The following is a 26,035-nucleotide window of genomic DNA, read 5'->3' on the forward strand; positions in this document are numbered from 1 at the left end:
TAAGCTGCGCCACATGCGCGCGCCGGGTTTACCAGGACGGGTCCAGTACTTCTTTTTCCAGTCGTAATTGCAAACGTTTTAAGCACATGGCGGAGATGACTTCGGTCTGGAACTCCTGTACGTAATTTACCCAGCCTGTCCCTTGAAATACCTGCTTTGGCATCTCTGTTTTAAATTCGCAGCCCGGCATAAATACCACTATTGAATGTAAATGTTCCGGCTCCAGCAGATCAGCCAGCAAATGACTCAACACCTGAGTATGTTTGTAATTCTGATGCAAGGGATTCTGGAATTTATAACTCTTTTTATAAATTTTCTGGGTCCACATTTTTTGCCGCGCACTGCCAAAAATCCAGCCCTTATAGTTTTTGCTTTCTATCACAAAGACGCCAAAAGGACTTAAGAGCACATGATCAATTTGTGTGGTGCCACCATCCTGATCGGGCAAGGTCAAATCATTAAGTAAAATATAACGCTCATCCAGATGTTGCTTGGCCTGTCGCTGAACAGCCCACTCCCCGATTTTGCCTTTTAAGTCCGGCAGGAACACCCGCAGCAGGCTCAAGCCCAGCAGAACCAGCAACAGCCACCACAGCTGTGAAATCAACATACTCAAAATATTTACATCATGTATTTCGGTTTTATTTTAATGGTGATGATCTTGACCCGACTCTAGCATAAAACGGTGTTTCATTCAGGAATGATAATGCTGGTTTAATTTTCGTTATCAGGTGGATACAGAAAGATTCTATCTACCTGAAGATGTTCAATCTGGTGATCTATTTTTTAATCAACGGATGCTTACTGATTTAAGCTGTTTATTGGCCTGCTGTGGGCGATGCAACACCACAGATTATCCGTATTTATTTTTGCTGTTGTTCCAGTTTTAACAGAATCTCTTTATTGTCTAGTCCACCGGCAAAACCAACCAGTTTACCGCCGCTGCCAATCACCCGATGACAGGGTGCAATAATTGAAATTGGATTTTGGCCATTGGCCGCACCGACAGCCCGTACCGCTTTGGGACTGCCGACCTGCTCAGCAATTTGCCGATAACTGCGGGTTTCGCCAAAAGGAATATTCAACAGTGCCTGCCAAACTTTTTTCTGAAATTCTGTGCCTTCAAAATCTAAAGGCAGTTCAAAAGTCTGACGCTGGCCCTGAAAATATTCATTCAGCTGTTGTTGCGCATCCAGCAAAATCGGATGATCCAGCTGCTCTACCAGCTCGGCCTGCCGGACCCGTTTGGGATTTTCATTGTCCCAGATCACGGCGACCAGCGCGCTGTCTGTGGCCACCAGTTTTAAACGCCCGACCGGAGAAGGCATATACATAAATGCAAGTTTCATCTCCTTCTCCTGTTCAGTTTAGTCTAGCTTGATTATGCCGATGAAAGTTTCATCAGCACAAGACCGGAAATAATTAACACTGCCGCCAGCATACGCATGGCCGATGCCGGCTCGCCCAGTACCAAAATACCCACCAGAAAAGAACCGACCGCGCCAATCCCGGTCCAGATGGTATAGGCCGTGCCCAGTGGCAAACTACGCATGGCATAGGCCAGCAGGCCAAAACTGAGCACCATAAAGAAAATGGTCAGAATGCTTGGGGTAAGCTTGGTAAAACCGTCTGAAAGCTTCATAAAATAAGCCCAGACAATTTCAAAAATACCGGCAAAAATTAATACGATCCAGGCCATCACGCCCTCCTCCATTATTCAGATAGAGTCAGGCCGTCCTGACGATTTTTCTTAAAGACAGCACCTTTAAGGGAGGTCGTTCCTCCAGAATTACGGTATCAGTATAGCAAAAATCCGCCGCCTGCCAGTAAAACACCGTTGGAGGGGAATGACCTTCAGCTCAAGAGGGACTAAAAATCACAACCCAGATAAGGCGATTCAAACTTTTTCACTTAAGTGAATAAATTGCTTACTGGAGCATAGGTCGTTTCTCCAGCAAGCAAAAGGATGAACCAAAGCCCATCCAGTGTATGGATAAATGCTTTAAAACTTCAACCGTAATCCGGCACCATATTGCCAGCCCTGTTCCGACTCCGTCGCATCCTGCTCAGCTGTCTGGGCCAGCCCTTTATGATAGCCATAGGCCACATCTACAAACGGCATGACTTTTTTGCTGATTTCATAACGCATCTGAAGCCCGGTCTGCAGCTGGTTTAAACCAGTTTTCTGCGCCTGTTCCGATTCATCTGAAAGTACCAGCTTGGCCTGCAAATAAGGCGCCAGAATCAGTTTCTGGGTCAGCAAAAAATCCCGCTCAGTATCCAGACTCAGCTGCACCTGCTGATCTTCGGCAAGGGACAGATAGGCCTCGGTTTCAAAGAAATACGGCGCTACCCCATGCAGGCCAACCACACCACGCCATTGCTGTGCCGAAGTCTGATCCTCCTGCTGGTAGGCTACACCAGCCTGGATATCCCAAAAATCAGAAATCATCCGGCTATATAAAACCTGTGCCTCATATTCAGCTTGTTGCGACTCGGCCTGCTCGGTATGCAGTTTGAAAAACAGCTTGTTCTCATCAGTTCCGATCCGGCTTTCCAGCTCGGACTGCCATACTCCGCGTCCACCCGCATGCTGCATCCATTTCGATTCCAGCATACTGGACTGATACCACTGCCCGCCATGCTCCTGCCGGTGATCATGCGTTGTTGTCGTTGCAGCCTTCTCCACCGGATGAGGCATGCTCATGTGCTGATGTTGCTGATGTTGCTGATGTTGCTGATGTTGCTGATGTTGCTGATGTTGCTGATGTTGCTGATGTTGCTGATGTTGCTGATGTTGCTGATGTTGCTGATGTTCAGCCTGCATCATCTGCTCGTGTTGTGCATGTTTATCGACAGATTTTACTGACGTCTGCGGTACAGCTTCATGCTCTGTAACATAAGAAGATGCATGTTCCGTCTGCGCCGATAACATCGGTGTCGCAAACAGCATGGCTCCCAGCAGATTGAAACGGGCAAAATTAGTGATGTGCATGTGCATCTCCCGAAGACTGAACAGCAGCTGGCAGCGTAGATGGAACTGCGGGTAATGAAGCCGTCTGCTCTGGCATCACCTGTGCCACCACTAACTTATTCATCATGCCCGAACTCATGTGATACAGCAGATGACAATGGATTGCCCATTCCCCCAGCTCATCGGCGGTCAATAACGCGCTCACGGTTTTTCCAGGCGCTACAATCAGGGTATGTTTATTCGGCAGGTCGGCAGCGGCCTGACCATTTTCCAGCTGCATAAACATGCCATGCAAATGCATCGGATGCGCCATCATGCTGTCATTGATAAATTTCAGCCGAATCCGTTCGCCATAGGCCACCTGCAACGGCTCAGCCTCGCTAAATTTCTTGCCATTGATGGTCCAGATATAACGTTCCATCGTGCCGCCCAAACGAATCACCAGCTCTTGCACCGGCGCACGCGTATCATGCTGCGGCTTTAAGGCTTTTAAGTCCGCATAGCGAAGTGCTTTATGTCCGGCAGGTGTCGAGGCATTGGCCCAACCTTGTACAGCAGCTGCTGGCTTCATTTCTGTTTCATGGGATGAATGTGTACGATGCGCTGCAGGATGATCTTCGGTGGCTGTAAAAAATTCAGTTTCTTTAACAACAGCATGCGTCATCGATGGATGCTGCAGGGTCGAAGATGTGGATGACGCACTATGTACCGCATGTGGCGCAGTACTTTCTGCACCATGAGCAGCATGTCCCATATCTTCCATCGTCAATACCGCACGTGGTCGTGCAGTTGGCATGTGCAGTGGCGGTGGTTGCATGCCCTGTTGCAGCAAACTGCCAATGGCAAAACCTGAACGGTCAATTGATTCTGCCTCAATCTGGTAATGGCCGGCTTTTGGTTCCACCAGTACATCATAGGTTTCTGCTGTCCCAATCCGGAACTCATCCACAGACACCGGCTGTACCGGCTGACCATCAGCACTGATGACGGTCATTTTGAGCTGCGGAATGCGCACATCAAAAAACGACATGGCCGAAGCATTAATAAAACGTAAACGTACTTTTTCATTTGGTCGAAACAGTCCGGTCCAGGTCTGTTCCGGCGTTTTACCATTGATTAAAAACTGATAACCGGTGACATCCGACAAATCGGTTCTAAGCATACGCATCTGGTTCCACATGGAACGTTGCTGCCAGGTCTGTTTCAGGCCCTGCTGTTTCACCTGCTGCAACACATCGGCCAGGGTTTCACGCTGGTTCTGATAATACTCGGCCGACTTTTTCAGATTATTTAAAATCGTGTCGCTGGAAGATGCGTGAAAATCGGACAGCATCACCACATAATCCCGCTCGGCCTGCTCATGCGCAGCCACAGGCTGTTTGCCTTTGGGATAAATGACTAGCGGGCCATATAGCCCATCCTGCTCCTGACCTTTGGAATGGGCGTGATACCAGTAGGTGCCCTGCTGCCGTAGCTGAAAGCGATAAGTAAAATGTCCCTTCGGCGCAATGCCCTGAAAGCCGTTAAAGCCCGGCACGCCATCCATTACACCCGGCAATAACAGACCATGCCAGTGAATGGAAGAATCGCGATTTTGAAGCTGGTTATGCACATGAATCACCGCTTCATCACCTTCCTCAAATTCAAGCAAGGGGGCTGTGAATTGGCCATTCACACTTATTTTTTTGACAGTTTTTCCGGTCAGCTTGACCGGCTGCTCATCAATATACAGATGATATTCCCGGACTGCGGCCATCGCCCAGGACGATGCGCACAGACATAAGCCAAGCACGATGGCCTGACGCAATTGAATTGACATGATTTATCCTTAAAACAATAAAAAAAGAAAAGTTTTTAAAGTCAGGATAAGGTTTTCGGTGGACGCAGGATTTCCTGCCAGTAGCCGGGTAAATGCTGGGCATGATAGAGATGAAAGTGCGGCTCAGACTCAAAGGTCGGGCTTGCCTGTTCCAGCACAGGGAGCGCAATCTTGAGATAGCTCAGACCCGGCTGGCAATGTAGGGGTGGACAATCCTGACAGTTTAAATGCTGCTCTGGATGATGCCCCTGCTCGCAATCGGGTAACTGTACAGATGGACTGGCGCCGTGATGGCTTGGGTGATGCTGTTCTACTGGAGCAGTCTCAGCCTTTTCAGCATGACAAGGTGTAGGTGATGAAACGGATGATTTCGCACTGGTGATCGCGGCAGAGTTAGACAGTTGCATGGCTGCATGCGCTGGTTGTACAACCGCCAGCACAAGACTACTCCATCCCATGACAAATGCCATCAGATAGCTGAACCACACCGGTTGTCTGCGCTGTGTATACAACAGGATTTCCTCACCCCATAAGACCAAACCCCAGCGTTGAAGCTGCTTAAAACAGCTAAACGCCTGTGCAAACCAGCATAGAGAAATTCAAAGTTATACACAATGCTTTAAATTTTAAATTGCTGCTGCCGGGAAGATTGTTTTACATATCAATAAAATAATAAAGTTATTTATTGTGCAGTATAACTCTTAAGCAGAGCTGAATAAAAAGGCAGGAATTTTAGGGCTTTTGCTCAAATAAAAAGGACTCATTTGAGTCCTTTTTATACATTTTATGTCTAATTGGCAAACGATTGATGCACAACTGTTTATAAATTAATCCGGTTATCCATACTGTTATCAACATAGATATCCATAGAGTTAATCACAAAGTTATCCACAGGGTGCCGATAACTTATCCAGTTTTATTAGGTATTCACGGCACCGACTTTGGCCAGTTCGGCACGCATCTCATCAATCACAGCTTTATAATCCGGTTTGCCAAAAATCGCTGAACCGGCCACAAACATATCGGCACCGGCTTCGGCAATTTCACGGATATTGGCCGGGCCAACACCACCATCAACCTCAAGGCGAATATCACGGCCTGAAGCATCAATGATCTGACGCGCCTGACGTAATTTTTCCAGGGTCATGGGAATAAATTTCTGGCCACCAAAGCCCGGGTTCACACTCATCAATAAAATCTGGTCGACTTTATCCAGTACATAATCCAGATAATGCAGTGGTGTTGCCGGGTTAAAAACCAGACCCGCTTTGGCACCGCCCGACTTGATCAGTTGCAGCGAACGGTCAATATGATCTGAAGCTTCCGGATGAAAGGTAATAATATCGGCACCGGCTTCCAAGAAGTCGCCAATCATGCGGTCCACCGGAGAGACCATTAAATGCACATCAATTGGCGCTTGAATTCCATAGTTTTTCAGGGCCTTACATACGCCTGCACCAAAGGTGAGGTTGGGTACATAGTGATTGTCCATGACATCAAAGTGGACAACATCAGCACCGGCTTCAAGCACTTTTTCTACTTCTTCCCCTAAACGGGCAAAGTCTGCAGAAAGAATAGAAGGCGCAATTAAATATGGCTTGGACATGGGAGACCCTGGCTAAGTATTTGAGTGACTGTGCCATTATAACAAATTGTCCCCGGCTCTGGGGCGGCAGATGTCCACCTGCGCCAAGATTGCAAATCTACAACGCTGTGTTGCAACACACGGCTTTGTCTGGGCGCTCTTTTCTCTTAGGCTTAAGGCTTACTGAACAGGATTTTTCATGAAACGTTATAGTCATATTGCCACCACACAAGCGGCCCGTCTGGCCAAACGCCTGGGTAACCACTGGAAACACAAATTTGAAGTACAGGAAACAGCACAGGAACTGCGTATTTTGATGCCGAGCGCGACCATTGTGTTACAGCCTCAGCCTGATGCGCTCTATACCGAAATTATTGCTTTAGATGAACACACCGACCTGAACCGGCTGGAACAGGTGGTACTGGATCATCTGCAACGCATGGGACAGGAACAGTTAAGTGCTGACTGGCAGCAGGCCGATTAAACCTACTTAGATCTGCTCATTTTACTTCGGCAGATTGCTTGGCTTCAAAGGCCTTGACTGCTTCAATACGCTCCTGCGTGGCCGGATGGCTTTGCAGAAAATCCCAGACTGATTTGCCCTGCTCGCTTTCGCCGCTTTCATCTGCCAGCCGTTGTAACAGGTTGGCATAATGGATGGTTGGCACCTGCTTGTGCTGCATGGTGGTTAAGGCATAATGATCGGCTTCGGCTTCAAAATTACGCGAATAACTGGCACCCACCAAAGCCAGAGGCAGGCTGGTCATTAAATCGGAGCCATCACCGGTAATCGCAATCAGAATTACCCCAAAACCTAAACTGGCCAGCGCCTGTTGCAGACTATGCCGCTCGACCAGATGACCCTGCTCATGTGCCAGCACCCCCAGAATTTCCCGGTCATCCTGTGCCAGCTCAACCAGTTCATCGGTCAGAATAATAGTATTGTTGGGAATCGCCACCGCATTGGCACCTAACCGATTCCCTTCACGAAACAGCAGTTTTGCCGGCCGGTCTTCTGCCACCAGGGCCTGATACTGCTGTAAAATCGCCTGCTGGCGCGCTGCACTTAAACGGCTTGGACCCGTCATCTCCAGCACATAGTGCTCTGCTTCATTGCCGACACTGTTCAGGGTGGTTTCCGGTAACTGATTGGCCACCACATGCGAGGCCCACGGAATGCCCCACTTCACTGTGGCAAAGGCCAGCGCTACAATAAAAACAGTACTAAACAGAATCAGGCTGGGGGTACGCTCCAGCTTCCAGATTGACTGATAGATATTCTTTTGCTTCAGCTGAAACCAGTCCGGTAAAGGCTGCTGAAACTCCAGACGTGCATCATCCTGGAGTTCAATCACCGGCTGGATACGGCCCAATGCGCCTATCAGCAACATGTCCTGATAACGATAACGGCGCTGCAAGGCAAAGTTTTCACCATACTGGACCCAGATACTGTCTGCATCGGCTGCCAATACCTGAGCAGTATAAGGCTTGGCACTCTGACCATCATAAAACACGGCTTCAACCGTCATCTGTTGCATCAGTGCTTTCCTTATAAAGACACATCAATATCAAAGATATCGCTAATTTCTTCCGCAATCGCGCTTGGATCACCCTGTAACTGGTTCATCAGCAGGTCCGGATCATTATTTAAATGCAGGCTTAAAGACTCCACCTGATAGCGATATAAACGGATTGCTGCCCACGGCGTCATAAGGCCGAGGGTTAAAATTTTCACAATCCAGTTGCTGAGCACAATCCAGGCATAGCGCCACTGGTTGCAACTGGTCTGAAACTGGCTGCGACTGAGGGTAGTATTGTTCCAGCTGGTCATAAAAATCCGTGCCAGCATTAATGGCCAGATGAATAAAGCCGCCAGCAAATAGATGCCCATAAAAATCCAGACATACTGCACCGCACTCAGACTGGAAAAATCGGCCAGCAAGGCCAGTACTAGTGCTGCCGCTCCCAACATGCCGATAAACAGAAACAGCGGCACATACATGGCGCGCATATAGGCCGGCCAGTCGGCCTGCAATTTAAACTGCAATTGCCCTGCATAGAGATGATCGAGGCAATAACGCTTATACAGCCAGATCAGCACCGGGAAAAATACGCCCAGGGTCAAGATATACACCAGAATCCCTTTTAGAAATTCGATATAGGCTTTCTTGCTAGTGCCGGAAAAGAAAAAGCGGCTGTTACCAAATTTACTGTTACGTGCATTAAAGCGGATGGTGGCCCGAATCAGCCAGGGTACCGCCAGATACAGGATTAGTACCCCAATCAGGGTGGCGCGTACCGAGTAGTTGGATAACAGCGAAATGGCCAGATACAGGCCAATTGCAATCAGCCGCCCGATTAAAATCTTGCTCGGCACACCGGTAAAGTCAAAACGGCGCTGGATAAATTCGGTATTGCCATAAAAATAGCGCAAGCGGCGTACTTTGGCCCACGGCGCATACAGTCCCAGCGTGACAATAATCAATAGAATATTGACAATCCAGATGCCGAAATATTCCATGGCAGTACCATAAAAATGAAAGGGATGGCGCTGTCCAAGCAGCTGCGGTTCAGGTGAATCAAGCACAAGCGCCGGCGGCAGCTGGGTCTGTTCCTCTGCGGTAAAAGTCGGATGTATATCTTGGTTTTGCATATCAGGCCTTATAATTATTTTTTAAAATAAAGACACGGTTAAAAATTAAAAAAGCAAAAAATCACAGACCGCCTTCACCCTGCAACAGGTCAAAAGCGGTGTTCTGAGCGATGGATGATATTAGGATTGTAATTGGACTGCATGAAATTGCAGATGATCATCAATAAAACTTTGAATAAAGTAATAACCATGATCATAGCCGGCATGTTCACGTAAGCTCAGCGGCTGTCCGGCCTGAGCACAGGCGGCCTGGAACAGCGCCGGATTCAACTGGCTATAGAACTGATCCTGTAGGCCCTGATCAATTAAAATATCGGCAAATTGCTTGCCTTTTTGCTGGACCAGTGCAGTGGCATCATGCGCTTGCCAGCCTTGACGATCCTCACCTAAATAGGCACTAAAAGCTTTCTCGCCCCACGGGCACTGGCTTGGTGCACAAATTGGTGCAAAGGCAGAAACTGATTTAAATTTTTCCGGATATTTAAAGGCCAAGGTCAAAGCGCCATGGCCGCCCATACTGTGGCCAAAAATACCAATGCTGTCGGTTTGCACCGCAAACTGTTCACACACCAGCGCATACAGCTCTTCTGCAACAAACTGTTCCATCTGGTAATGCGCTGCCCAGGGTGCCTGGGTTGCATTAATATAAAAACCTGCACCCTGCCCAATATCCCAGTGATCACCCTGTGCCACCTGCTCACCGCGGGGTGAAGTGTCCGGGCTAATCAGGATAAAGCCCAACTGTGCCGCCAGACGCTGAGCATGCGCTTTAATTGCAAAAGTTTCTTCGGTACAGGTTAAACCTGCCAGGTAAAAAAGCGCCGGACAGTCCTGACCCGCCAAGGCTTGTGCCGGCAGAAAAATACCGAAACGGCTTTCCCCGTTTAAGCTGCTGGAATTAAAACGGTAAATTCGCTGTTCGCCATCAAAGCATCGATTGTTCTGTATTAATTCCATCGTCTTATCCTGTTTTAAGGGCTGTCTAAAGTTAAAGGCATTTCATTTGGCTGCGCCACCATGGCTTGCGGGAATAAACGCTGCTCCAGTTGCGGCAACATCAGCTGCATGTTCTTGCCCATCGACCATTGCGGTTCAGATGGTTCAAAACCTTGTGCCTGCTCCCATTTTGCCACGGTCAGCTTGGCCTGTGCAAAAGCCTCGGCAAAGCTGTTATTTTCACGCATGGCCTGATCAAAGAAAGCCCGGCCAAAATAGGTATAATCGGCTTCGTTGGAACAGCCGAATGAAGCGCGATCTGCGGCCGATGCGGTAATTACCAAAGTATTGTCATTTTGCAGGGCCGAAACAAAACTGCCCGAATAACAGGCCGAGATCACAATTACGCGCCAGCGGATGCCAGATTTATCCAGCGCATCGCGCAGCCATTTTGGATCAACCTGTTGCAGTTCCAGCGGCGCATTTTCCATTTCAAACTGGTTCGGCAAGCCATGTGAAGTCATGTATAAAAACAGCACATCGCTTTCCGGATTCATCTGCTGGCCTATACGGCGCAGTGCCAGTTCCATACTGGTGCGTGAGGCAATCGGGGTGACATTACGCGTCATCGGGTTATTCACCAGAATCATCGAGCGGCCAAAAGTGCCAAAGCGGGTATCGAACTGTTCCCGAATCCGCTCGACTTCGGACATAAACACATCCTGATAACTGGCTCCGGCCACCCCCAGAAAATACCAGTGTGATTGCGCAAATTCGCCATACTGAATCTTCTCCAGCGCCTGATTCAGTACCTTGCTTTGTGCATAAAAGGCTTCTTCACTAAACGTCGGCGGGACCTCTTCCACTTTCCAGATTGGCTGGCTCTTGACCGACATCTGCCACACCACCAGGGTAAACAGCGTGGCCAGAACAATCAGGGCACGTTCCCACCACGGCCATTTCAGCTCACGGGAAAATACCCAGACCACCGCCAGACTCTGCCAGACAAACAGCACCATAAAAATCAGTGGCAGATAGTCATAGAAAACATAAGGCAACACATCAATCATGCCCAGATATTGGATCAGGCTTTGCAATAAGGCGATGTGGGTGTCTAACACCAGCCACAGTAAAGCCGGTACCAGCATGAGGCGTGGATTATCAACGCGCTGGGACAGGAAAATCCCGACAATTAAGGCAATAAACGGCCACAAGGCATAACTGACCAGACCTTGCGGGTTAAAATCACCGGTTTCACCGGCGCTGAGCCAGCTAAATAAAGTATTGGCCAGACCACCTAAAATGCCCCAGAAAATCAGTTGCAGAATGGAAGGACGGACAATCTGTAAAGATCGGCGCGAACCAAAAAATAACCACATCCCCGCTGTTTGGTTGCTTTTAAAATCATGCCAAAAATTGATGGAGGGTTTAAAGTCGATCATAAGATTGTCGTTAGCAGTGGCTCGCTTTGTGCAGACTTAGTTTATGCCTGATGTCATAATTATCAATGCTCTTTTTTAACTATATAACAAATCTTTGCCCAGTTTTGAAGCGATTACCCGTTTACTTTGGTCGCGTCCTGCTGGAAGTAGGCATCGAAGCGGCAGGCATCTCCGGTCCATTGATGATCCGGTGTTTGCCCGGCCAGATATACCGCCAGACGTGGTCGCTTAACCACCACACGTTTGGCGATTTTTTGCGCCAGCGGTAGCAAGGCATCGCCCAAATCCATTTCACCATGTTCCGGCAATAACAAATGCAGCAGCTGCATCTGCTTTTTGACTTGTGCCTGTTTTTTTACCGCCTGCTGGTTCTGGTCACGCTGTGGAAACATCGGATCCAGATACACCACATCAACAGCCTGCCCTGCTTCTGCCTGCGCTTTTAAGTAATCAGCCGAATCAGAATAGACCAAGTGGATGCGTGCGGCAACCTTGCTTAAAAACGGGTCCTGTAGGGCGCGCTGGTAGCTGTCTTCCAATAAACTAAACAGAATCGGATGCCGTTCTACCAGCGTTACTTCAGCCCCCAGATGCGCCATCAGCAAACTGTCATGCCCCAGACCTGCAGTTGCATCAATCAGCTGCGGTTTTTCCGCCAGGTTACAGGCACGGGCCAGCATTTCTGACTTTAATGACGCGCGTTTTAAACGCGGAATTTCAGCCTGCCAGTCTGGCTGCATTTTCATGCCCAGCGCACATAGCCACAGGCCATCGGCATCAACGCACAGCGCCATGTCTGGATGCAGTCTTAAAAAACGTGCATTCAGTTTGTCGATGACATCAATTTGAAGGGTAACCCCACGTGAAGAAAGCACAGCCTGATAGTGCTGTGCTTTCTCAAAAAATGCGGGTTCGGTATAGCAGCGAAGTTCGCTTACCATAAGGTCCAGCCTGTATATGCAAAGAGTAAAATCAGAAGGCCTGACACGATACGATACCAGGCAAAAATCATAAAGTCGCGTTTGGCCACATAGGCCACCAGCGCGCGAATTAAGATTAATGCGGAGATAAAGGAAACAATAATCCCGACGCTCAGTACGGTCCAGTCCTGCGTGGTCTGGAAGACATCATAACTTTGATATAAATCCAGCAAGCCTGCGCCAATAATCACCGGAATCCCCAAAAAGAACGAGAATTCCGTCGCCGCTTTACGTGATACGCCCAGGAACATCGCCCCAATAATGGTCGCGCCCGAACGGGAAGTGCCCGGAATTAAAGACAGTACCTGAATCAGACCAATCCAGATCGCATCTTTATAGGTCAGGTCTTCAACTTCCTGCGCCCGTACTTGAGGTGGATGCTTCTCAATCCAGATAATGATCAGACCACCAATAATCAGGCCAATGGCCACGGCGATATCATTAAACAACATCGCTTTCACGGTTTGCCCGAAAGCCAAACCAATCAGAATAATCGGCAGCGAGGCCAGAATCAGGCCAAAGCCCAGACGGCGTCCGGTTTCTTCGCCGGTGAACATGCCGGTGGCTGCGCCCCAAAGCCGGGTCCAGTATTCATAAATCACTGCTGCAATTGCCCCCATTTGAATGGCAATTACAAAAACATCACTTTTTTCTTTGGTCCAGAAGTTCATCAGTTCTGAAGCCAAAATTAAATGGCCGGTACTGGAAATTGGTAAGAATTCTGTGATTCCTTCAACAATTCCCATAATTGCCGCTTTCAGCAGCAGTAGAAAATCCATAGAAAATCCTAGTTATGATTTGCCTTGTTCTGGAATTTTTTTCCAAGCATTATCCCGCAAATACACCGGTAATGCGTATTCCGCACTGACCCATGCTTCACGTTGGGCCAATACGCGTGCAATGGTAGCAATATCTTGCGCCGTTGCACTTAAGTCTTTGTATTGTGTTTGTTCTTGTTGCAATAAGGTTGAACCTGAGCCTACTAATGGGGACTGCGCTACGGCCGCCGCATCACTATAGCCCAATAACTGTTCTTCGCTCACCGGCTGCATAATGCCTTCTGCATCTAACTGGAAACTGGCGATATAGACTTCATTCATCCGCGCATCCAGCACTGCTGTTACCGCGCTTAAACCTGCTAGCCGATAAGCCGCTTGCGCCAGCGCCTGCAAGGTCGAGACTGGAATGACCGGTAGATCATGTGACCAGGCCAGTGCCTGTGCCACCGCGGCATTAATCCGCACGCCACTGAACGAGCCCGGGCCACGGCTAAAGGCCACTGCGGTTAAATCGGCAGTGGCCGTTTCGGTCTGAGCAAAACCTTGCTCAATCATCGGGAGAATGGTTTGGGTTTGTGCCTTGGCGCGCTCATCCAACTGAAAAAACAGTTCCTGCGTGTCATTTACAATCGAAACGGAACACTGCTCATTGGCAGTTTCCAATGCCAGTAACTTCATGCACAACCTTAAAATTAAATTTTAAAAACTGGCCGCTATCATACTCCACTCCTAGACACTAGGCGAGAACTTCACCGGCTTTCACACAGAAAAAAAGCCAGTTTCAAACTGGCCTTTAGGTATCTTAAAGTTCGACTTTTTCCAGTTGCTGGAAATGCTTGAAGTGCTCGGCATAATGTAAGGCGCTCAGTTTCAGGCGGGCTGCCCCTGCTTCATCCAGGGTTTTTACAATCTTGCCAGGAGAACCCATCACCACCGAATTATCCGGGATGACTTTGCCTTCCGGAATCAGCGCATTGGCGCCAATAATACAGTTTTTCCCAATCACGGCATGATTCAGCACCACCGCGTTAATACCAATCAGGCTGTTATCGCCGATGGTACAGCCATGCAACATGGCCTGATGACCGATAGTGACATAGTTACCAATCTGCATCTCAATACCCGCATCGGTATGCAGCACCGCATTTTCCTGGACATTACTAAAATCTCCAAGACGAATCAGGCTGTTATCGCCACGCACCACCGCGCCAAACCAGATACTCACCTGCCGGCCCAGCTCGACCTGACCAATGACCGTTGCGGTTTCGGCGACCCAACCATCCCATGGTTGATGTAATGCTTTTGGGGCAATGCCCTGAAATTTATACAACATTAAAATTCCCTATTTAGATGATTTAAATCGAAACGTCGGTGAATTCAGTAAAAATGGCCATTCTTTTTGATAATCCAGCCCATACTGAAATAAAGCCACCAGCATCCGTGCAGTTAATCCCCAGACAATCTCATTTTCAACGCGCATGCTGGGAAAATATAAGGACTGATGGGCATAGCGCACCTCATATGGCACCGGCGGCGCTTCCATCAGATTTTTTAAAGAGGCGAAAAAAATACGGTCAATTTCGGTCGGTTGCGCTGACAGCTGCACCTCGGGTGGAATCAGGCCGACAATGGGTTTGACCAGCATGCCATTACGCGATTTTTGCATTGGCAAATCGCCAATCAGTTCCACATCAAAAGGATTCAGCGCGGTTTCTTCCTGTGCTTCGCGCAGTGCCACCACAATATTACTGGTATCCTGCGGATCGCGCTTGCCGCCCGGGAAAGATACCTCACCGGCATGGCTGTTTAAATAGGCCGAGCGGCGGGTCAGCAGGACTTTCGGCTGAGCTTCATCGGTAATCGCAATCAACACGGCCGCATGCGCCTCACGCATACTTCGCGAGAAGCGTAAGCGCTGTTGCAATTCCTGTGTCAATGAATGCTCTACCATCTTTTATTATCCTGATTGCCTGACTTTCATCATAGCTGAAATTCTGGGCAAAAGGATAGAAATGATGCCAAAGTTCATTTTTTCAGTTATGCTGATCAGCAACTTTATCGTTGATGCTGAATATGAACTTTTGCGGAACGTGTGGACATAAAACAACGGAAAAAATTCCTTTAGGCGATCACCAGTTACGCCGTGTTTGCAGCCATTGTGGCAGTATTCATTATGTGAATCCGAAAGTGATTTGCGGTGCTTTGGTGCTGTGGGAAGATCAGGTGTTATTATGCCGCCGTGCCATTGAACCGCGTTATGGACTCTGGACCCTACCTGCCGGTTATATGGAACTGTTTGAAACCATGGAACAAGGCGCGGCACGTGAAACCCGTGAAGAAGCAGAAGCGGAAATCGAGATTGAGCAGCTGTACTGCATGTACAACATTCCACGGATTGGCCAGATTTATGTGCTGTTTAAAGCGCAGCTGATTGAAGGTCAATTTGGGGCGGGTGAAGAAACTATTGAATCGCGTCTGTTTAGCGAAGATGAAATTCCATGGGCAGAACTAGCCTTCCCAAGCGTGGAACACACCTTAAGACATTATTTTGAAGACCGCAAAAACCAGCATTTCCCGACTCATCTGGAAACCTTGGGTACGCGTTTGGATCATACTGGTTAACAATAAACGGTCATAAGCATTTTCTTGGCGCAGAATCAGGTAAAATAGATATTTATTGTTGATTTTCTCCAAATTTATGGCCACCTCATCTTTCTACAAACAAGTACTTTGTGAATCCCCCTATACCCCAGCAGAAATTTTAAAAGCGCTGGGTTCACTCTCACATCTTGTTTATTTAGAAAATAATGGCCAACCGATTATTGGCTTATCGGCAAAACATTACTACCTTATTCAACAAAATAAATGGCAGTATTTTAAGCAACACAGTTTTAATCATTATCTTGAAGAAACAGCAGCGCCTTCTTTAGATGACTTTTTGCAGGCAACTGGTTGTATTGGCGACAGTTATTTTAAAGGCGGGCTGATCGGTTTTATCAGCTACGATTATGCCGCCCAACAGCACATTCATACTCAAAGCAAAGCTCAACCGTGTTTATTTCTAGGACAATTTCACAGTTTTCTAACTCTGGAAAATGGGCACTGGTATTTCACCAGCGATGAGCAGCAAGCCGAATTTTTATTGACTTATATTCAAAATTTGTTGGCTCAAAAACGGGAGAATTCATTTAAATTAACTCAGGCCTGTACCGCACGCTGGAATAAAACTGAATATCAACAGGCCTTTAATCAAGTCCAGGATTATATTGTTGCAGGTGATTGTTATCAGATTAATTTAACCCAGGAATTTAAAGGTTCTGCGGAAGGATTATTATTAGATACCGCTACAGATTTTTGGGCGCTAACCCATGCTCCTTATGCCGGTTATTTAAAAATAAATGACTTTGAATTACTCAGCTGTTCACCTGAATTATTTATTGATTTTCTGCCTCATCGGCAACTCCTCACCAAACCGATTAAAGGCACCATGCCACGCTATACAGATCCACGATTAGATAAACAATCTAAACAGACCTTAAAAAATTCTGAAAAAGATCAGGCTGAAAATGTGATGATCGTCGATTTACTACGTAATGATCTGAGTGTCTATGCTGAAACCGGTTCAGTAAAAACGCCGAAGTTATTTAATATTGAATCATTTAAACAAGTGCATCATATGGTGAGTGAAATCACTGCGACGTTAAAAGCAGAAATCAATCCACTAGATGTATTGCTGTCTGCACTTCCGGGCGGCTCGATTACTGGCGCCCCTAAAATTCGCGCCATGCAGATTATTGAAGAGCTGGAAGGCACACCACGCGGGGCCTATTGCGGATCAATGGGTTATTTTAATTTTGATGGTACCGGTTCCTGGAATATTCTGATTCGCTCGATTCAAAAATATCAACACGAAGTTTCGTTATGGGCCGGTGGTGGTATTACCATTGCCTCTGATTGTGATGCAGAATATCAGGAATGTTTTGATAAGGTTTCGGCGATGCTGGATTTACTCAATACCTGGTACACACCTGAATAAATAAAAAAGCGACTCAATTGAGTCGCTTTTTTATGAATCCCTCCCCTTGAGAACCATTGTTTCTCACCTTTTCTAGAGGGAAGAGTCCCCTCCTTTATCAAAGGAGGGTTAGGGTGGATTCACTTAAACCAAAATCTCATTTTTCAAGGTATCCACTAAACGCTGGTTTTGCTCATCGGTACCGATGGTGATCCGAAGGAATTGGTTAATCCGTGGCTTGTTAAAATAACGCACAATGATGCCACGTTCGCGCAATTCAGCTGCCAATTCACCGGCATCTTTGCTTGGTAAAGATGCAAAGATAAAGTTCGCACTTGATGGCAATACCTTAAAACCCAGCTCAGCCAGCTGTGCCACCAGTGTTTCGCGACTCGCAATCACTTTCTGGTTCTGCGCTTCAAAGTATTCCTGATCTTCAAACGATGCGACAGCTGCTGCAATCGCGAAACGATCCATTGGGTAAGAGTTAAAACTGTTTTTTACCGCTTCCAGCGCAGCAATTAAATGTGGCTGGGCAATCGCAAAACCGACCCGTAAACCAGCCAAAGAACGCGATTTAGATGTGGTTTGACATACCACTAAATTCTCGTATTTTTCCACCAGGCTGACCGCAGATTCGGCACCAAAGTCTACATAGGCCTCATCAATCACCACAACTGAGTTTGGATTGGCTTGAAGCACTTCCTCAATGGCAGCCAGGCCCATATCAATACTGGTTGGTGCATTCGGATTGGTAATAATAATGCCGCAATTTGGCTGCTTATAATCATCCACCACAATTTCAAAATTGTCATTTAGAGGGATGACCTGGGTATTAACCCCAAAAAACTGGCTATAGACCGGGTAGAAACTATAGGTAATATCCGGATACAACAGCGGCAGATCCTGAACAAAGAAGGCTTTAAAGATATGTGCCAGCACTTCATCAGAACCATTGCCAACAAAAACCTGCTCAACCGGTACCTGCTGCTGTTTGGCAATGGCCTGTTTTAACTCGGAAGCATCCGGGTCTGGATACAAACGTAACGCATCCGCCGAGTTTGCCAGTACCTTCTGCACCGCTTCCACCACTTTTGGCGATGGCGGATACGGGTTTTCATTGGTATTCAGTTTAAGTAAGTTCTGGATTTTCGGTTGTTCGCCCGGTACGTATGGTTCTAATTCACGTACTGCCGGACTCCAGAAACGCATTTGTTCGGTGGTGATATTCATTTTTAAATTCTCAAAGTTCCCTCTCCTGAGCAAGTTTTAAAGCACTGCTTTAAAATGAAGCGCAAGTGAGGGCTAGGGAGAGGTTTTCTATTTCTTTAATTACTGATAACGATAACGTGCTGATCTCGCATGTGCATCCAGGTTCTCTTGCTGCGCCAATACATCCGCAGTTTTGGCCAGAGTTTTCACCCCTTCTTGCGAACACATGATCAGGCTAGAACGTTTCTGGAAATCATACACACCCAGCGGTGAGGAGAAACGGGCAGTACCTGAGGTTGGCAGCACGTGGTTTGGACCAGCGCAGTAATCCCCAATCGCTTCAGGGGTATAACGCCCCATAAAGATTGCCCCGGCATGACGAATATCTTCTGCCATCACTTGCGGATCATCCATGCATAATTCCAGGTGTTCAGGTGCCACCTGATTAATTAACTCAATCGCTTCCTGACGATCCTTCACCAATACCAATGCACCACGGTTTTCAATCGAGGTACGAGCGATCTCTGCTTTTGGCAATGCTTCTAGGTGCTTTTCAATCCAGCCATCAACAGCATTCAATAATTCTTCATCTGGTGTAATGAATACTGCTTGCGCGACGGTGTCGTGCTCGGCTTGCGACAATAAATCCATCGCCAGCCACTCTGCATTATTCTCACCTTCGGCATAGACCAGAATTTCCGATGGGCCGGCAATCATATCAATACCGACTTGACCAAATACCGCACGTTTTGCTGCTGCGACAAAACGGTTACCTGGACCGGTAATTTTGTCGACCGATGGAATGGTTTCTGTACCATAGGCCAGCGCCGCGACCGCTTGTGCACCACCAATGGTAAACAGACGTGTCACGCCCGCTAAATAGGCCGCCGCCAGAACCAGTGGATTCAACTCACCATTCGGCGCCGGAACCACCATGATAATTTCAGGCACACCCGCGACATGTGCAGGAACAGCATTCATGAGTACTGAAGATGGATAAGACGCCAGACCACCCGGCACGTAAATGCCCACGCGGTCCAGTGGTGTGACTTTCTGCCCTAAGGTATTGCCCAAGGCATCGACATAGGTCCAGCCATCCTGCTTTTGTGCCTGGTGGAATTCACGGATACGTGCTGCAGCCAGCTCTAATGCCTCACGCACTTCAGGGTTTAATGTGTCAAAGGCAGCTTTAAGCTGTTCTTGGGTTAGTTCTAGATCTGAAAATTGATGCGCGGGATGTCGATCGAACTGCTGAGTTAATTTAAGAACATGAGCATCACCATGCTGACGGACATCAGCAATGATTTGGTCTACGGTTTTTAACAGTTCTGGATCACTCACTGTTTCAAAAGCCAACAAGTCAGCAAACACCTGCTTGAAGTTCTGATCTTGAGTCGATAAACGTCGCATCAATTTACCCACAAGGTTGATATGGAAAAGATTAGTTTACCTGTTTTCAGGGCTTTTGTGGGTATCAATCACACATTGGGCCACGGACTTTTATGGAAAATTACTTTTGCTCAAATTGAAGAAAAGTATTAACAGGACTGTTCTCATAAACCGCCATAAAAAACCGCTCTTAAGAGCGGTCTTTTATTTGAACAACTTACGCCTGTTTGGCCTGTTCACGATCAGCCACAGCCTGTTCTAACTGGGCAATAATCGGATTTAACAACGCCTGTTTACGTTTAAAACTGGCTTTGTTGACGATTAAACGGGAAGATACTTTACAGATTTCTTCCAGTGGTTCTAAACCATTGGCACGTAACGTATTCCCGGTATCGACCACATCGACAATATAATCACCCAGACCGACCAGCGGTGCCAGTTCCATCGAACCATAGAGCTTGATCACATCGACCTGTTCACCTAGGCTGGCATAGTATTGACGGGTCAGGTTCACATATTTGGTCGCAATTTTTAAGCGGCCTTTTGGACGAACCATACCAACTTTACCCGCTGTCATCAGCTTACAGTTGGCAATTTTTAAATCTAATGGTTCATAGACATTTTGCGCACCATGTTCCATCAAGACATCTTTACCTGCCACACCTAAATCTGCTGCACCATTTTCCACATAGGTCGGCACATCAGAAGCACGTAAAATCAGAATACGCACCTGTTTATGAGTGGTTGGAAAAATTAACTTACGGGATTTTTCAGGATCTTCCAGTAAGTTAATGCCCGCTGTTTCCAGCAATGGCAGTGTCTCTTTTAAAATACGTCCCTTACTTAATGCTAAAGTTAAACCATGATCAAAATTGCCCATTACGTCAAAGTTTGGATCATCGTTTCTCATATCGCTCATTAACTTACTCGCTTAATTTGGGCACCTAAACCTTGTAACTTCGCTTCGACATTTTCATAACCGCGATCAATATGATAAATACGGTCAATCAGTGTTTCCCCTTCAGCCGCCAGAGCTGCTAACACTAAAGAGAACGAAGCACGTAAATCTGTAGCCATGACAGGTGCTGCAGATAATTTTTCTACACCGGTTACCACAGCATCATTGCCTTCAACCTGAATATTGGCGCCCATACGTGCCAATTCAGGAACATGCATAAAACGGTTTTCAAAAATCGTTTCAGAGATGGTGGCAAAACCACGACCAACGGCATTCACTGCCATCAACTGGGCCTGCATATCGGTCGGGAAATCTGGGTGTGGCAAAGTACGGAAGCTGACCGCTTTCGGACGTTTACCCATCATATCCAGTTCAATCCAGTCATCCCCACGGGTGACTTCTGCGCCCATCTCTTCAAATTTGTCTAATACTGATTCGAGCAGGGCCGGATCGGTATGCGTGGTTTTAATCTTACCACCAGTAATGGCTGCCGCCGCCAGATAAGAGCCTGTTTCAATCCGGTCTGCCACTACCGCATATTCACAGCCGTGCAGGCTTTCAACACCGGTCACCACTAAAGTATCGGTATCCAAGCCTTCGATTTTGGCACCCATCTTAATCAGCATTTGTGCCAGATCGGTGATTTCCGGTTCACGTGCAGCATTCCGGATGGTGGTGACACCATCCGCCAGCACGGCAGCCATCAAGATATTTTCAGTGCCGCCCACGGTCACCATATCAAAGACCACTTCGCCACCTTTTAAGCGGCCATCGACTTTGGCATGTACATAACCATTTTCGACCTGGATTTCTGCACCTAAAGCTTCTAATGCTTTTAAATGCTGATCGACCGGACGCGAACCAATTGCACAACCGCCCGGGAGTGATACTTGTGCACTGCCATAGCGCGCCAGTAATGGACCCAGCACCAAAATAGATGCACGCATGGTTTTAACGAGCTCATACGGTGCAAACTGGTTGTTCAGGGTCGAGGTATCCGCCACTACCGTGTCGCCTTCATAAGACATGGTGATACCGAGGCCCGCAATGAGTTTAACCAGTGTGTTTACATCTTTCAGATTAGGCACATTGGTCAGGGTAATAGGTGAATCGGCCAGAATCATGGCAGCCAGTAATGGCAATGCTGCATTCTTCGCACCAGAAATGCGCACTTCACCTTCGAGCTTAATACCGCCCTGAATTAAAAATTTATCCATTAATTTATTAAGCTCCGAATAAGCTTGCTTTACGCCATTCTTCTTTGGTCATTGCTTTAATTGTTACCGCATGAACTTCACCGCTGGCGATCAAGGCATTAATCGGCGCATACACTGCCTGTTGGCGTGCAACAAGACGTTTGCCTTCAAACTGATCATCGACAATACGAAGATCAAATTTACCACCCTGCCCACTAACGACTACATCTGCCTCTGGAAAAGCAGCTTTTAAAATTTCAGCGAGCTGTTCATTATTCATCACAAGACCTCTTATAGGACCAACGGTGTAAAACCGGTCATTTTACTATAAATGAAAAAAATAATTCATTAGTCACATACATTATATATATAAAAAAAGAGGTTTTTTAAAAACCTCTTTTTGCCGATTGTTTCAGCTAAATCGCGACAGGCTGATAAACCAGCTGCATTTTGCGATGCTTGTCTAATTGGCGTTTTAATTTTTCTGACATTTTCTTGATCGATGTATACATATCATCAGCACAGGCCTGGGCAAACAGCTCCGTTCCAGGTAAACGGATAATCGCTTCTGCGATATGGTTGGCACTGCCTTTTTTAGAATGCTTATCGATCTGATGATCTTTACTGAGCTTCACCTGCATACTATTGACCTGATCCAGATGTTTGGTCATTTGCGCGAACTTTGCTTTTATATTTTCTTCAATTGCAGGTGTAATTGATAAATGATGGCCACGAATTGTTATTTGCATAATTCTATCCCTCACCTTCGTTAGGATTAGACGAGTCATCATCAAAATGATTCACGTACAGGACCAGAACTGCTGCTCAGTGATACCTTCATGCAATCATTTTGACTCATCCTCATAGAAAAAAAGATTCATTATGTTTTCATAATGAATCTCTAGAATAGGCAGATTTTCAAAACTAGATCAAGACTTTTCTTTCAGAAGAAGATGGAATATGTAAAGATTCGCGATATTTTGCAACCGTACGTCGCGCCACATCAATCCCCTCTTCTTTTAAAATATTAGCAATTGCGTTATCAGACAAAGGCTTACGTAAGTTCTCTTCAGCAATCAGTTTTTTGATCTTGGCACGAATCGCAGTTGACGATGCTTCACCACCCGATGTAGTGCCAACATGACTTGAAAAGAAATATTTCAATTCAAACAGGCCACGTGGGGTCAGCATATATTTGTTGGTGGTCACGCGGGATACCGTAGATTCATGCAGCTCCACCTCTTCAGCAATATCGCGTAGCACCAAGGGTTTCATGCCTTCTGCGCCAATTTCCAGAAAAGTACGTTGATGTTCAACAATACAGGTGGCGACTTTGAGTAAGGTTTTATGCCGCTCATCAATACTCTTGATAAAGTTTTTAGCTTCCAGCATCTGGTTACGTAAATACTGATTGTCATCACTCTGATCGGCACGACGAATCATATTGGCATAAAACGAGTTAACCCGGAGTTTTGGCATGACATCCGGATTCAGCTGTACCTGCCAGCTGTCATTTTTCTTCATCACCACCACATCTGGAATCTGATAATCCGACTCTTTATCTTCAAACTCCATACCCGGATGCGGTTTCAGGGTTTTCAGCAACTCGACCGCACATTTCAGCTGATCGGTGTTTAAACCGGTCTGCTTGAGTAGTTTTGGAATTTCATTGCTGATTAATAACTCATAATGGGTCATCAGCTGCATAGCATCCTGACGGCATGGGGTATTCGCCGGCAGACTTTCCAGCTGGATCAACAGACATTCCGCCAGATGACGCGAACCAACCCCCACCGGCTCCAGCCGTTGAATATGTTTCAATACCACCAGCACTTCATCGTCTTCGATGTTATCTTCATACTCCATCGAATCGAGCAGATGCTGGACTGAAGCAGTAATCTCGCTGATATCGCTTTCCAGAAAGCCCTTATCATCCAGAGAATCAATAATGCAGTAAGCAATCAGCTGGTCAATTTTAGAAAAATGCAGCAGGTTAATCTGCTCCAGCATATGTTCTTTTAAACCCAGTACACCCTGACGGTTATCTTCACGCTCTTCATATTCTGGCGTACCCAAACTGGTCGGCTGATGGGTATAGACATCAGCCCAGTCGGTATCGACCGGTAAATCATCTGGCAGATGATCGGCATTTAATTCATTGGTTAAGTCTTTTTGATCACGATCTGTATCTGCCACTGACAGACTCTCAACATCGGCCTGTTCTTCAACTTTCTCTAATAATGGATTACTATCGAGCTGTAATTGAATTTCTTGCTCAAGTTCTAAACTTGATAATTGAAGTAAACGAATGGCCTGTTGCAACTGGGGTGTCAATGACAGGGAGTTGGCAACTTTTAATCCCACTGATAACTTCATACTACCCACCTTTTTTAATACCGCATTTTATAAGCAATTTTTATGCCTGTTTTAATTTTTATAGCATGCTTTTATTAAAAAATATACAAAAAAATTTTCATAAAGAAAGGCCACCCGAGGTGACCTTCTGTAATTGCTGATAAATTTAGAACAATACTTTTGGCAAACGGATCTGAATAATTTCATTATCATCGGCCAGATTGGCATTTCGCCCACTTGAACTCGGGAAGTTATTATCATTCAGCACAGTAATCAGGTCTGGACCTTCAATGACAATATCTTCAATGGTCTGAAACGGAAAACCAAAGCGCTCGCCGGTCGCAATATCGCCCGCTCGCGCAGTGCCATAAAGTAAATCCGGATTGGCAATATCCATCAAATTGACCAGATCTTCTCTCTGCATATTCTGACCAGCGGCGCTGAGCGTGACTTTAATCAGCTTTTTATAGCCCAGCAGATCGTTTTCACTATCATCCCGTTCAATAATAATTCCTTCAGTCGGGCTATACAGCTGAAAATCACCAATCGCGGTGGCGCTAGTATGCAATGGAAAATAATAATATTTGCCTGTATAGGCTTTTTTTGCCAAATCAAATTCAGACACGATTAAACGATTAGAACTATCGTTCAGTAATGGCTTTTCCAACAGCGGATACAGATATTTTCCATCTTGAGAGATCGCCATACCCTCAAAGCCACCACTACGCTGTACCAGCGGTTCAACAAAATTCAGCTGCTCTTTATTGAACTGATTCTGAGGTGAACGCAGCTCTTGCGCCGGATTCAGTGGATTCGGTAATGGAATTGGTGGACTCAGCAATATACCGTCGGCAGAAAAATGCAGTAAATAGGGTCCAAACTCATCCCCAATCCAGATCTCGCCATTCGGTGCACGCTGCATCGATTCCGGGTCAAAATCCGCCCCGGTTAACAAACGTTCGGCAGTATCTTGATGGACAATAGAAAAGGGAATGAGTTTATTCGGATCACGCAGCTGCACATAACTTAAATGCTTCACTTCAGTGTTAGTTGCTATTTTTGTTCTAAAGGTCGGTTGAATCACATGCAAACGCAGCAGATAGTCAGCCGAGTTATCTTGCGTGCCAAAACCATTGTCAGACATCACCAGATAAGTCCCATCATTATTTTTTAAAGCAGCCGAAAAACCTTGCACAGGCTGCCCAGAAAATGGCGGCAAAATTCCGTTTGCACCGGTCACATATGCACCGGAATCTGGTCCTTCTGCATAGGTGGCCACATCCAGTTTTGCAAAAGCCACCAAAGTTGGCTCATTGATCAAGGGTGTAGGCGTCACCTGCGTCTTTTCATCAGAATCATTACATCCGTTCAAGCCCAACACAACGGCCATAAAAAGGCCAAGAGATCTTTTTTTCATAAAGTTTAAAAATAGCAATTGGGGAAAACTATTCAAACAGGAAAAAATGACAGTGCTGGGATGATTCAGTGACAATTTAAAGACCGGCTTTTACGGCCAAATATTAATTTTCTATTTATTGAATACAACACCTAGATACCTTTCTGGAAATTATAATTCTTTTAGTTTTATTTTCTGCATAAAAAAATCCCCCTGCTGTTTAAGCTAGGGGGATTTTGAATAATGAGCTGGCGATGACTTACTCTCACATGGGTAACCCCACACTACCATCAGCGCTAAGAGGTTTCACTTCTGAGTTCGGGAAGGGATCAGGTGGTTCACTCTT

The 26,035-nt window shown here is 46.6% G+C and carries 27 protein-coding genes and 1 rRNA gene; 3 read left to right on the forward strand and 25 right to left on the reverse strand.

Going from position 1 to position 26,035, the window contains the following annotated elements; genetic code table 11:
• Positions 1–28: 28 nt before the first annotated feature.
• The 7 genes from FTT63_RS09610 to rpe form a co-directional block, all read right to left on the reverse strand.
• Complete coding sequence (locus FTT63_RS09610) at positions 29–610, reverse strand: nuclease-related domain-containing protein (protein ID WP_218954003.1); 582 nt, start codon at positions 608–610, stop codon at positions 29–31.
• Between the two features lie 253 nt (positions 611–863).
• On the reverse strand, positions 864–1,349 hold the full coding sequence (locus FTT63_RS09615) for a methylated-DNA--[protein]-cysteine S-methyltransferase (RefSeq protein ID WP_005179878.1): 486 nt from the start codon (positions 1,347–1,349) through the stop codon (positions 864–866).
• Between the two features lie 32 nt (positions 1,350–1,381).
• Entirely contained in the window at positions 1,382–1,699 is a 318-nt protein-coding gene (gene sugE / locus FTT63_RS09620) for a quaternary ammonium compound efflux SMR transporter SugE (RefSeq protein ID WP_104472520.1), read from the reverse strand.
• A gap of 303 nt (positions 1,700–2,002) precedes the next feature.
• Positions 2,003–2,995, reverse strand: coding sequence for a copper resistance protein B (locus FTT63_RS09625; RefSeq protein WP_180192213.1), 993 nt, complete (start codon positions 2,993–2,995; stop codon positions 2,003–2,005).
• Positions 2,982–4,793 (reverse strand): copper resistance system multicopper oxidase, encoded by a 1,812-nt coding sequence (locus tag FTT63_RS09630; protein WP_163141284.1) that lies wholly within the window; start codon positions 4,791–4,793, stop codon positions 2,982–2,984. Before FTT63_RS09630 ends, FTT63_RS09625 begins: the two co-directional genes overlap by 14 nt.
• Positions 4,794–4,834: 41 nt before the next feature.
• Positions 4,835–5,305 carry a hypothetical protein gene (locus tag FTT63_RS09635; RefSeq protein ID WP_180192214.1) on the reverse strand — a complete coding sequence of 157 codons (471 nt, stop codon included), beginning with the start codon at positions 5,303–5,305 and terminating at the stop codon, positions 4,835–4,837.
• Between the two features lie 407 nt (positions 5,306–5,712).
• Positions 5,713–6,399, reverse strand: coding sequence for a ribulose-phosphate 3-epimerase (rpe, locus tag FTT63_RS09640; RefSeq protein WP_075175405.1), 687 nt, complete (start codon positions 6,397–6,399; stop codon positions 5,713–5,715).
• A gap of 178 nt (positions 6,400–6,577) precedes the next feature.
• On the opposite strand from rpe, the gene FTT63_RS09645 reads away from it, so the two are divergent.
• A complete protein-coding gene (locus FTT63_RS09645) occupies positions 6,578–6,862 on the forward strand; it encodes a DUF2218 domain-containing protein (protein WP_127798802.1) in 285 nt (94 codons plus the stop codon).
• A 16-nt stretch (positions 6,863–6,878) separates the two neighbouring features.
• Here FTT63_RS09645 and FTT63_RS09650 read toward each other — a convergent pair whose 3' ends face one another.
• From FTT63_RS09650 to FTT63_RS09690, 9 genes are all read right to left on the reverse strand, one after another.
• Entirely contained in the window at positions 6,879–7,916 is a 1,038-nt protein-coding gene (locus tag FTT63_RS09650; protein WP_104484568.1) for a M48 family metallopeptidase, read from the reverse strand.
• A gap of 11 nt (positions 7,917–7,927) precedes the next feature.
• Entirely contained in the window at positions 7,928–9,031 is a 1,104-nt protein-coding gene (locus tag FTT63_RS09655; RefSeq protein ID WP_127798804.1) for a YjgN family protein, read from the reverse strand.
• Between the two features lie 120 nt (positions 9,032–9,151).
• Positions 9,152–9,988 carry an S-formylglutathione hydrolase gene (fghA, locus tag FTT63_RS09660; protein ID WP_075175595.1) on the reverse strand — a complete coding sequence of 279 codons (837 nt, stop codon included), beginning with the start codon at positions 9,986–9,988 and terminating at the stop codon, positions 9,152–9,154.
• 14 nt (positions 9,989–10,002) lie between these two features.
• Complete coding sequence (locus FTT63_RS09665) at positions 10,003–11,409, reverse strand: C13 family peptidase (RefSeq protein ID WP_127798806.1); 1,407 nt, start codon at positions 11,407–11,409, stop codon at positions 10,003–10,005.
• Between the two features lie 113 nt (positions 11,410–11,522).
• Positions 11,523–12,350, reverse strand: coding sequence for a class I SAM-dependent methyltransferase (locus FTT63_RS09670; protein WP_127798808.1), 828 nt, complete (start codon positions 12,348–12,350; stop codon positions 11,523–11,525).
• Positions 12,344–13,168, reverse strand: a complete 825-nt coding sequence (locus tag FTT63_RS09675; protein ID WP_163141281.1) for an undecaprenyl-diphosphate phosphatase — start codon at positions 13,166–13,168, stop codon at positions 12,344–12,346. The genes FTT63_RS09670 and FTT63_RS09675 overlap by 7 nt, the downstream gene beginning before the upstream one ends.
• A 12-nt stretch (positions 13,169–13,180) precedes the next feature.
• On the reverse strand, positions 13,181–13,846 hold the full coding sequence (gene tsaB / locus FTT63_RS09680) for a tRNA (adenosine(37)-N6)-threonylcarbamoyltransferase complex dimerization subunit type 1 TsaB (RefSeq protein ID WP_005179899.1): 666 nt from the start codon (positions 13,844–13,846) through the stop codon (positions 13,181–13,183).
• 124 nt (positions 13,847–13,970) lie between these two features.
• On the reverse strand, positions 13,971–14,498 hold the full coding sequence (locus tag FTT63_RS09685) for a gamma carbonic anhydrase family protein (protein ID WP_163143421.1): 528 nt from the start codon (positions 14,496–14,498) through the stop codon (positions 13,971–13,973).
• Between the two features lie 12 nt (positions 14,499–14,510).
• Complete coding sequence (locus FTT63_RS09690; protein ID WP_005179902.1) at positions 14,511–15,119, reverse strand: CoA pyrophosphatase; 609 nt, start codon at positions 15,117–15,119, stop codon at positions 14,511–14,513.
• Positions 15,120–15,241: 122 nt separating this feature from the next.
• Between FTT63_RS09690 and FTT63_RS09695 the strand changes: the two genes are divergently transcribed.
• Both FTT63_RS09695 and FTT63_RS09700 read left to right on the forward strand, forming a co-directional pair.
• Positions 15,242–15,790 (forward strand): NUDIX hydrolase, encoded by a 549-nt coding sequence (locus FTT63_RS09695; protein WP_104470910.1) that lies wholly within the window; start codon positions 15,242–15,244, stop codon positions 15,788–15,790.
• A 76-nt stretch (positions 15,791–15,866) separates the two neighbouring features.
• Positions 15,867–17,204: an anthranilate synthase component I family protein gene (locus FTT63_RS09700; RefSeq protein WP_163141278.1), complete on the forward strand. Its 1,338-nt coding sequence runs from the start codon at positions 15,867–15,869 to the stop codon at positions 17,202–17,204.
• Positions 17,205–17,327: 123 nt separating this feature from the next.
• Here the strand turns inward: FTT63_RS09700 and hisC are convergent, their stop codons facing one another.
• The 9 genes from hisC to rrf all read right to left on the reverse strand — a co-directional run.
• Positions 17,328–18,416 (reverse strand): histidinol-phosphate transaminase, encoded by a 1,089-nt coding sequence (gene hisC / locus FTT63_RS09705; protein WP_180192215.1) that lies wholly within the window; start codon positions 18,414–18,416, stop codon positions 17,328–17,330.
• Between the two features lie 99 nt (positions 18,417–18,515).
• A complete protein-coding gene (gene hisD, locus FTT63_RS09710; protein ID WP_216073609.1) occupies positions 18,516–19,805 on the reverse strand; it encodes a histidinol dehydrogenase in 1,290 nt (429 codons plus the stop codon).
• A 196-nt stretch (positions 19,806–20,001) separates the two neighbouring features.
• Entirely contained in the window at positions 20,002–20,703 is a 702-nt protein-coding gene (gene hisG / locus FTT63_RS09715) for an ATP phosphoribosyltransferase (RefSeq protein ID WP_005179926.1), read from the reverse strand.
• Positions 20,703–21,959, reverse strand: a complete 1,257-nt coding sequence (gene murA / locus FTT63_RS09720; RefSeq protein ID WP_005179929.1) for a UDP-N-acetylglucosamine 1-carboxyvinyltransferase — start codon at positions 21,957–21,959, stop codon at positions 20,703–20,705. The genes hisG and murA overlap by 1 nt, the downstream gene beginning before the upstream one ends.
• 7 nt (positions 21,960–21,966) lie before the next feature.
• Positions 21,967–22,218, reverse strand: coding sequence for a BolA family iron metabolism protein IbaG (gene ibaG, locus FTT63_RS09725; RefSeq protein ID WP_005179933.1), 252 nt, complete (start codon positions 22,216–22,218; stop codon positions 21,967–21,969).
• Positions 22,219–22,354: 136 nt separating this feature from the next.
• Positions 22,355–22,687 carry a ribosome hibernation-promoting factor, HPF/YfiA family gene (gene hpf / locus FTT63_RS09730; protein WP_005179935.1) on the reverse strand — a complete coding sequence of 111 codons (333 nt, stop codon included), beginning with the start codon at positions 22,685–22,687 and terminating at the stop codon, positions 22,355–22,357.
• A gap of 175 nt (positions 22,688–22,862) precedes the next feature.
• Positions 22,863–24,314, reverse strand: coding sequence for an RNA polymerase factor sigma-54 (locus FTT63_RS09735; protein ID WP_180192216.1), 1,452 nt, complete (start codon positions 24,312–24,314; stop codon positions 22,863–22,865).
• A 145-nt stretch (positions 24,315–24,459) separates the two neighbouring features.
• Complete coding sequence (locus tag FTT63_RS09740; protein WP_171521821.1) at positions 24,460–25,710, reverse strand: esterase-like activity of phytase family protein; 1,251 nt, start codon at positions 25,708–25,710, stop codon at positions 24,460–24,462.
• 225 nt (positions 25,711–25,935) lie between these two features.
• A 5S ribosomal RNA gene (gene rrf, locus FTT63_RS09745) occupies positions 25,936–26,035 on the reverse strand; the annotation flags it as partial.

The organism is Acinetobacter sp. C15 (assembly GCF_013420645.1).
GTDB classification, from domain to species: Bacteria; Pseudomonadota; Gammaproteobacteria; order Pseudomonadales; family Moraxellaceae; genus Acinetobacter; species Acinetobacter indicus.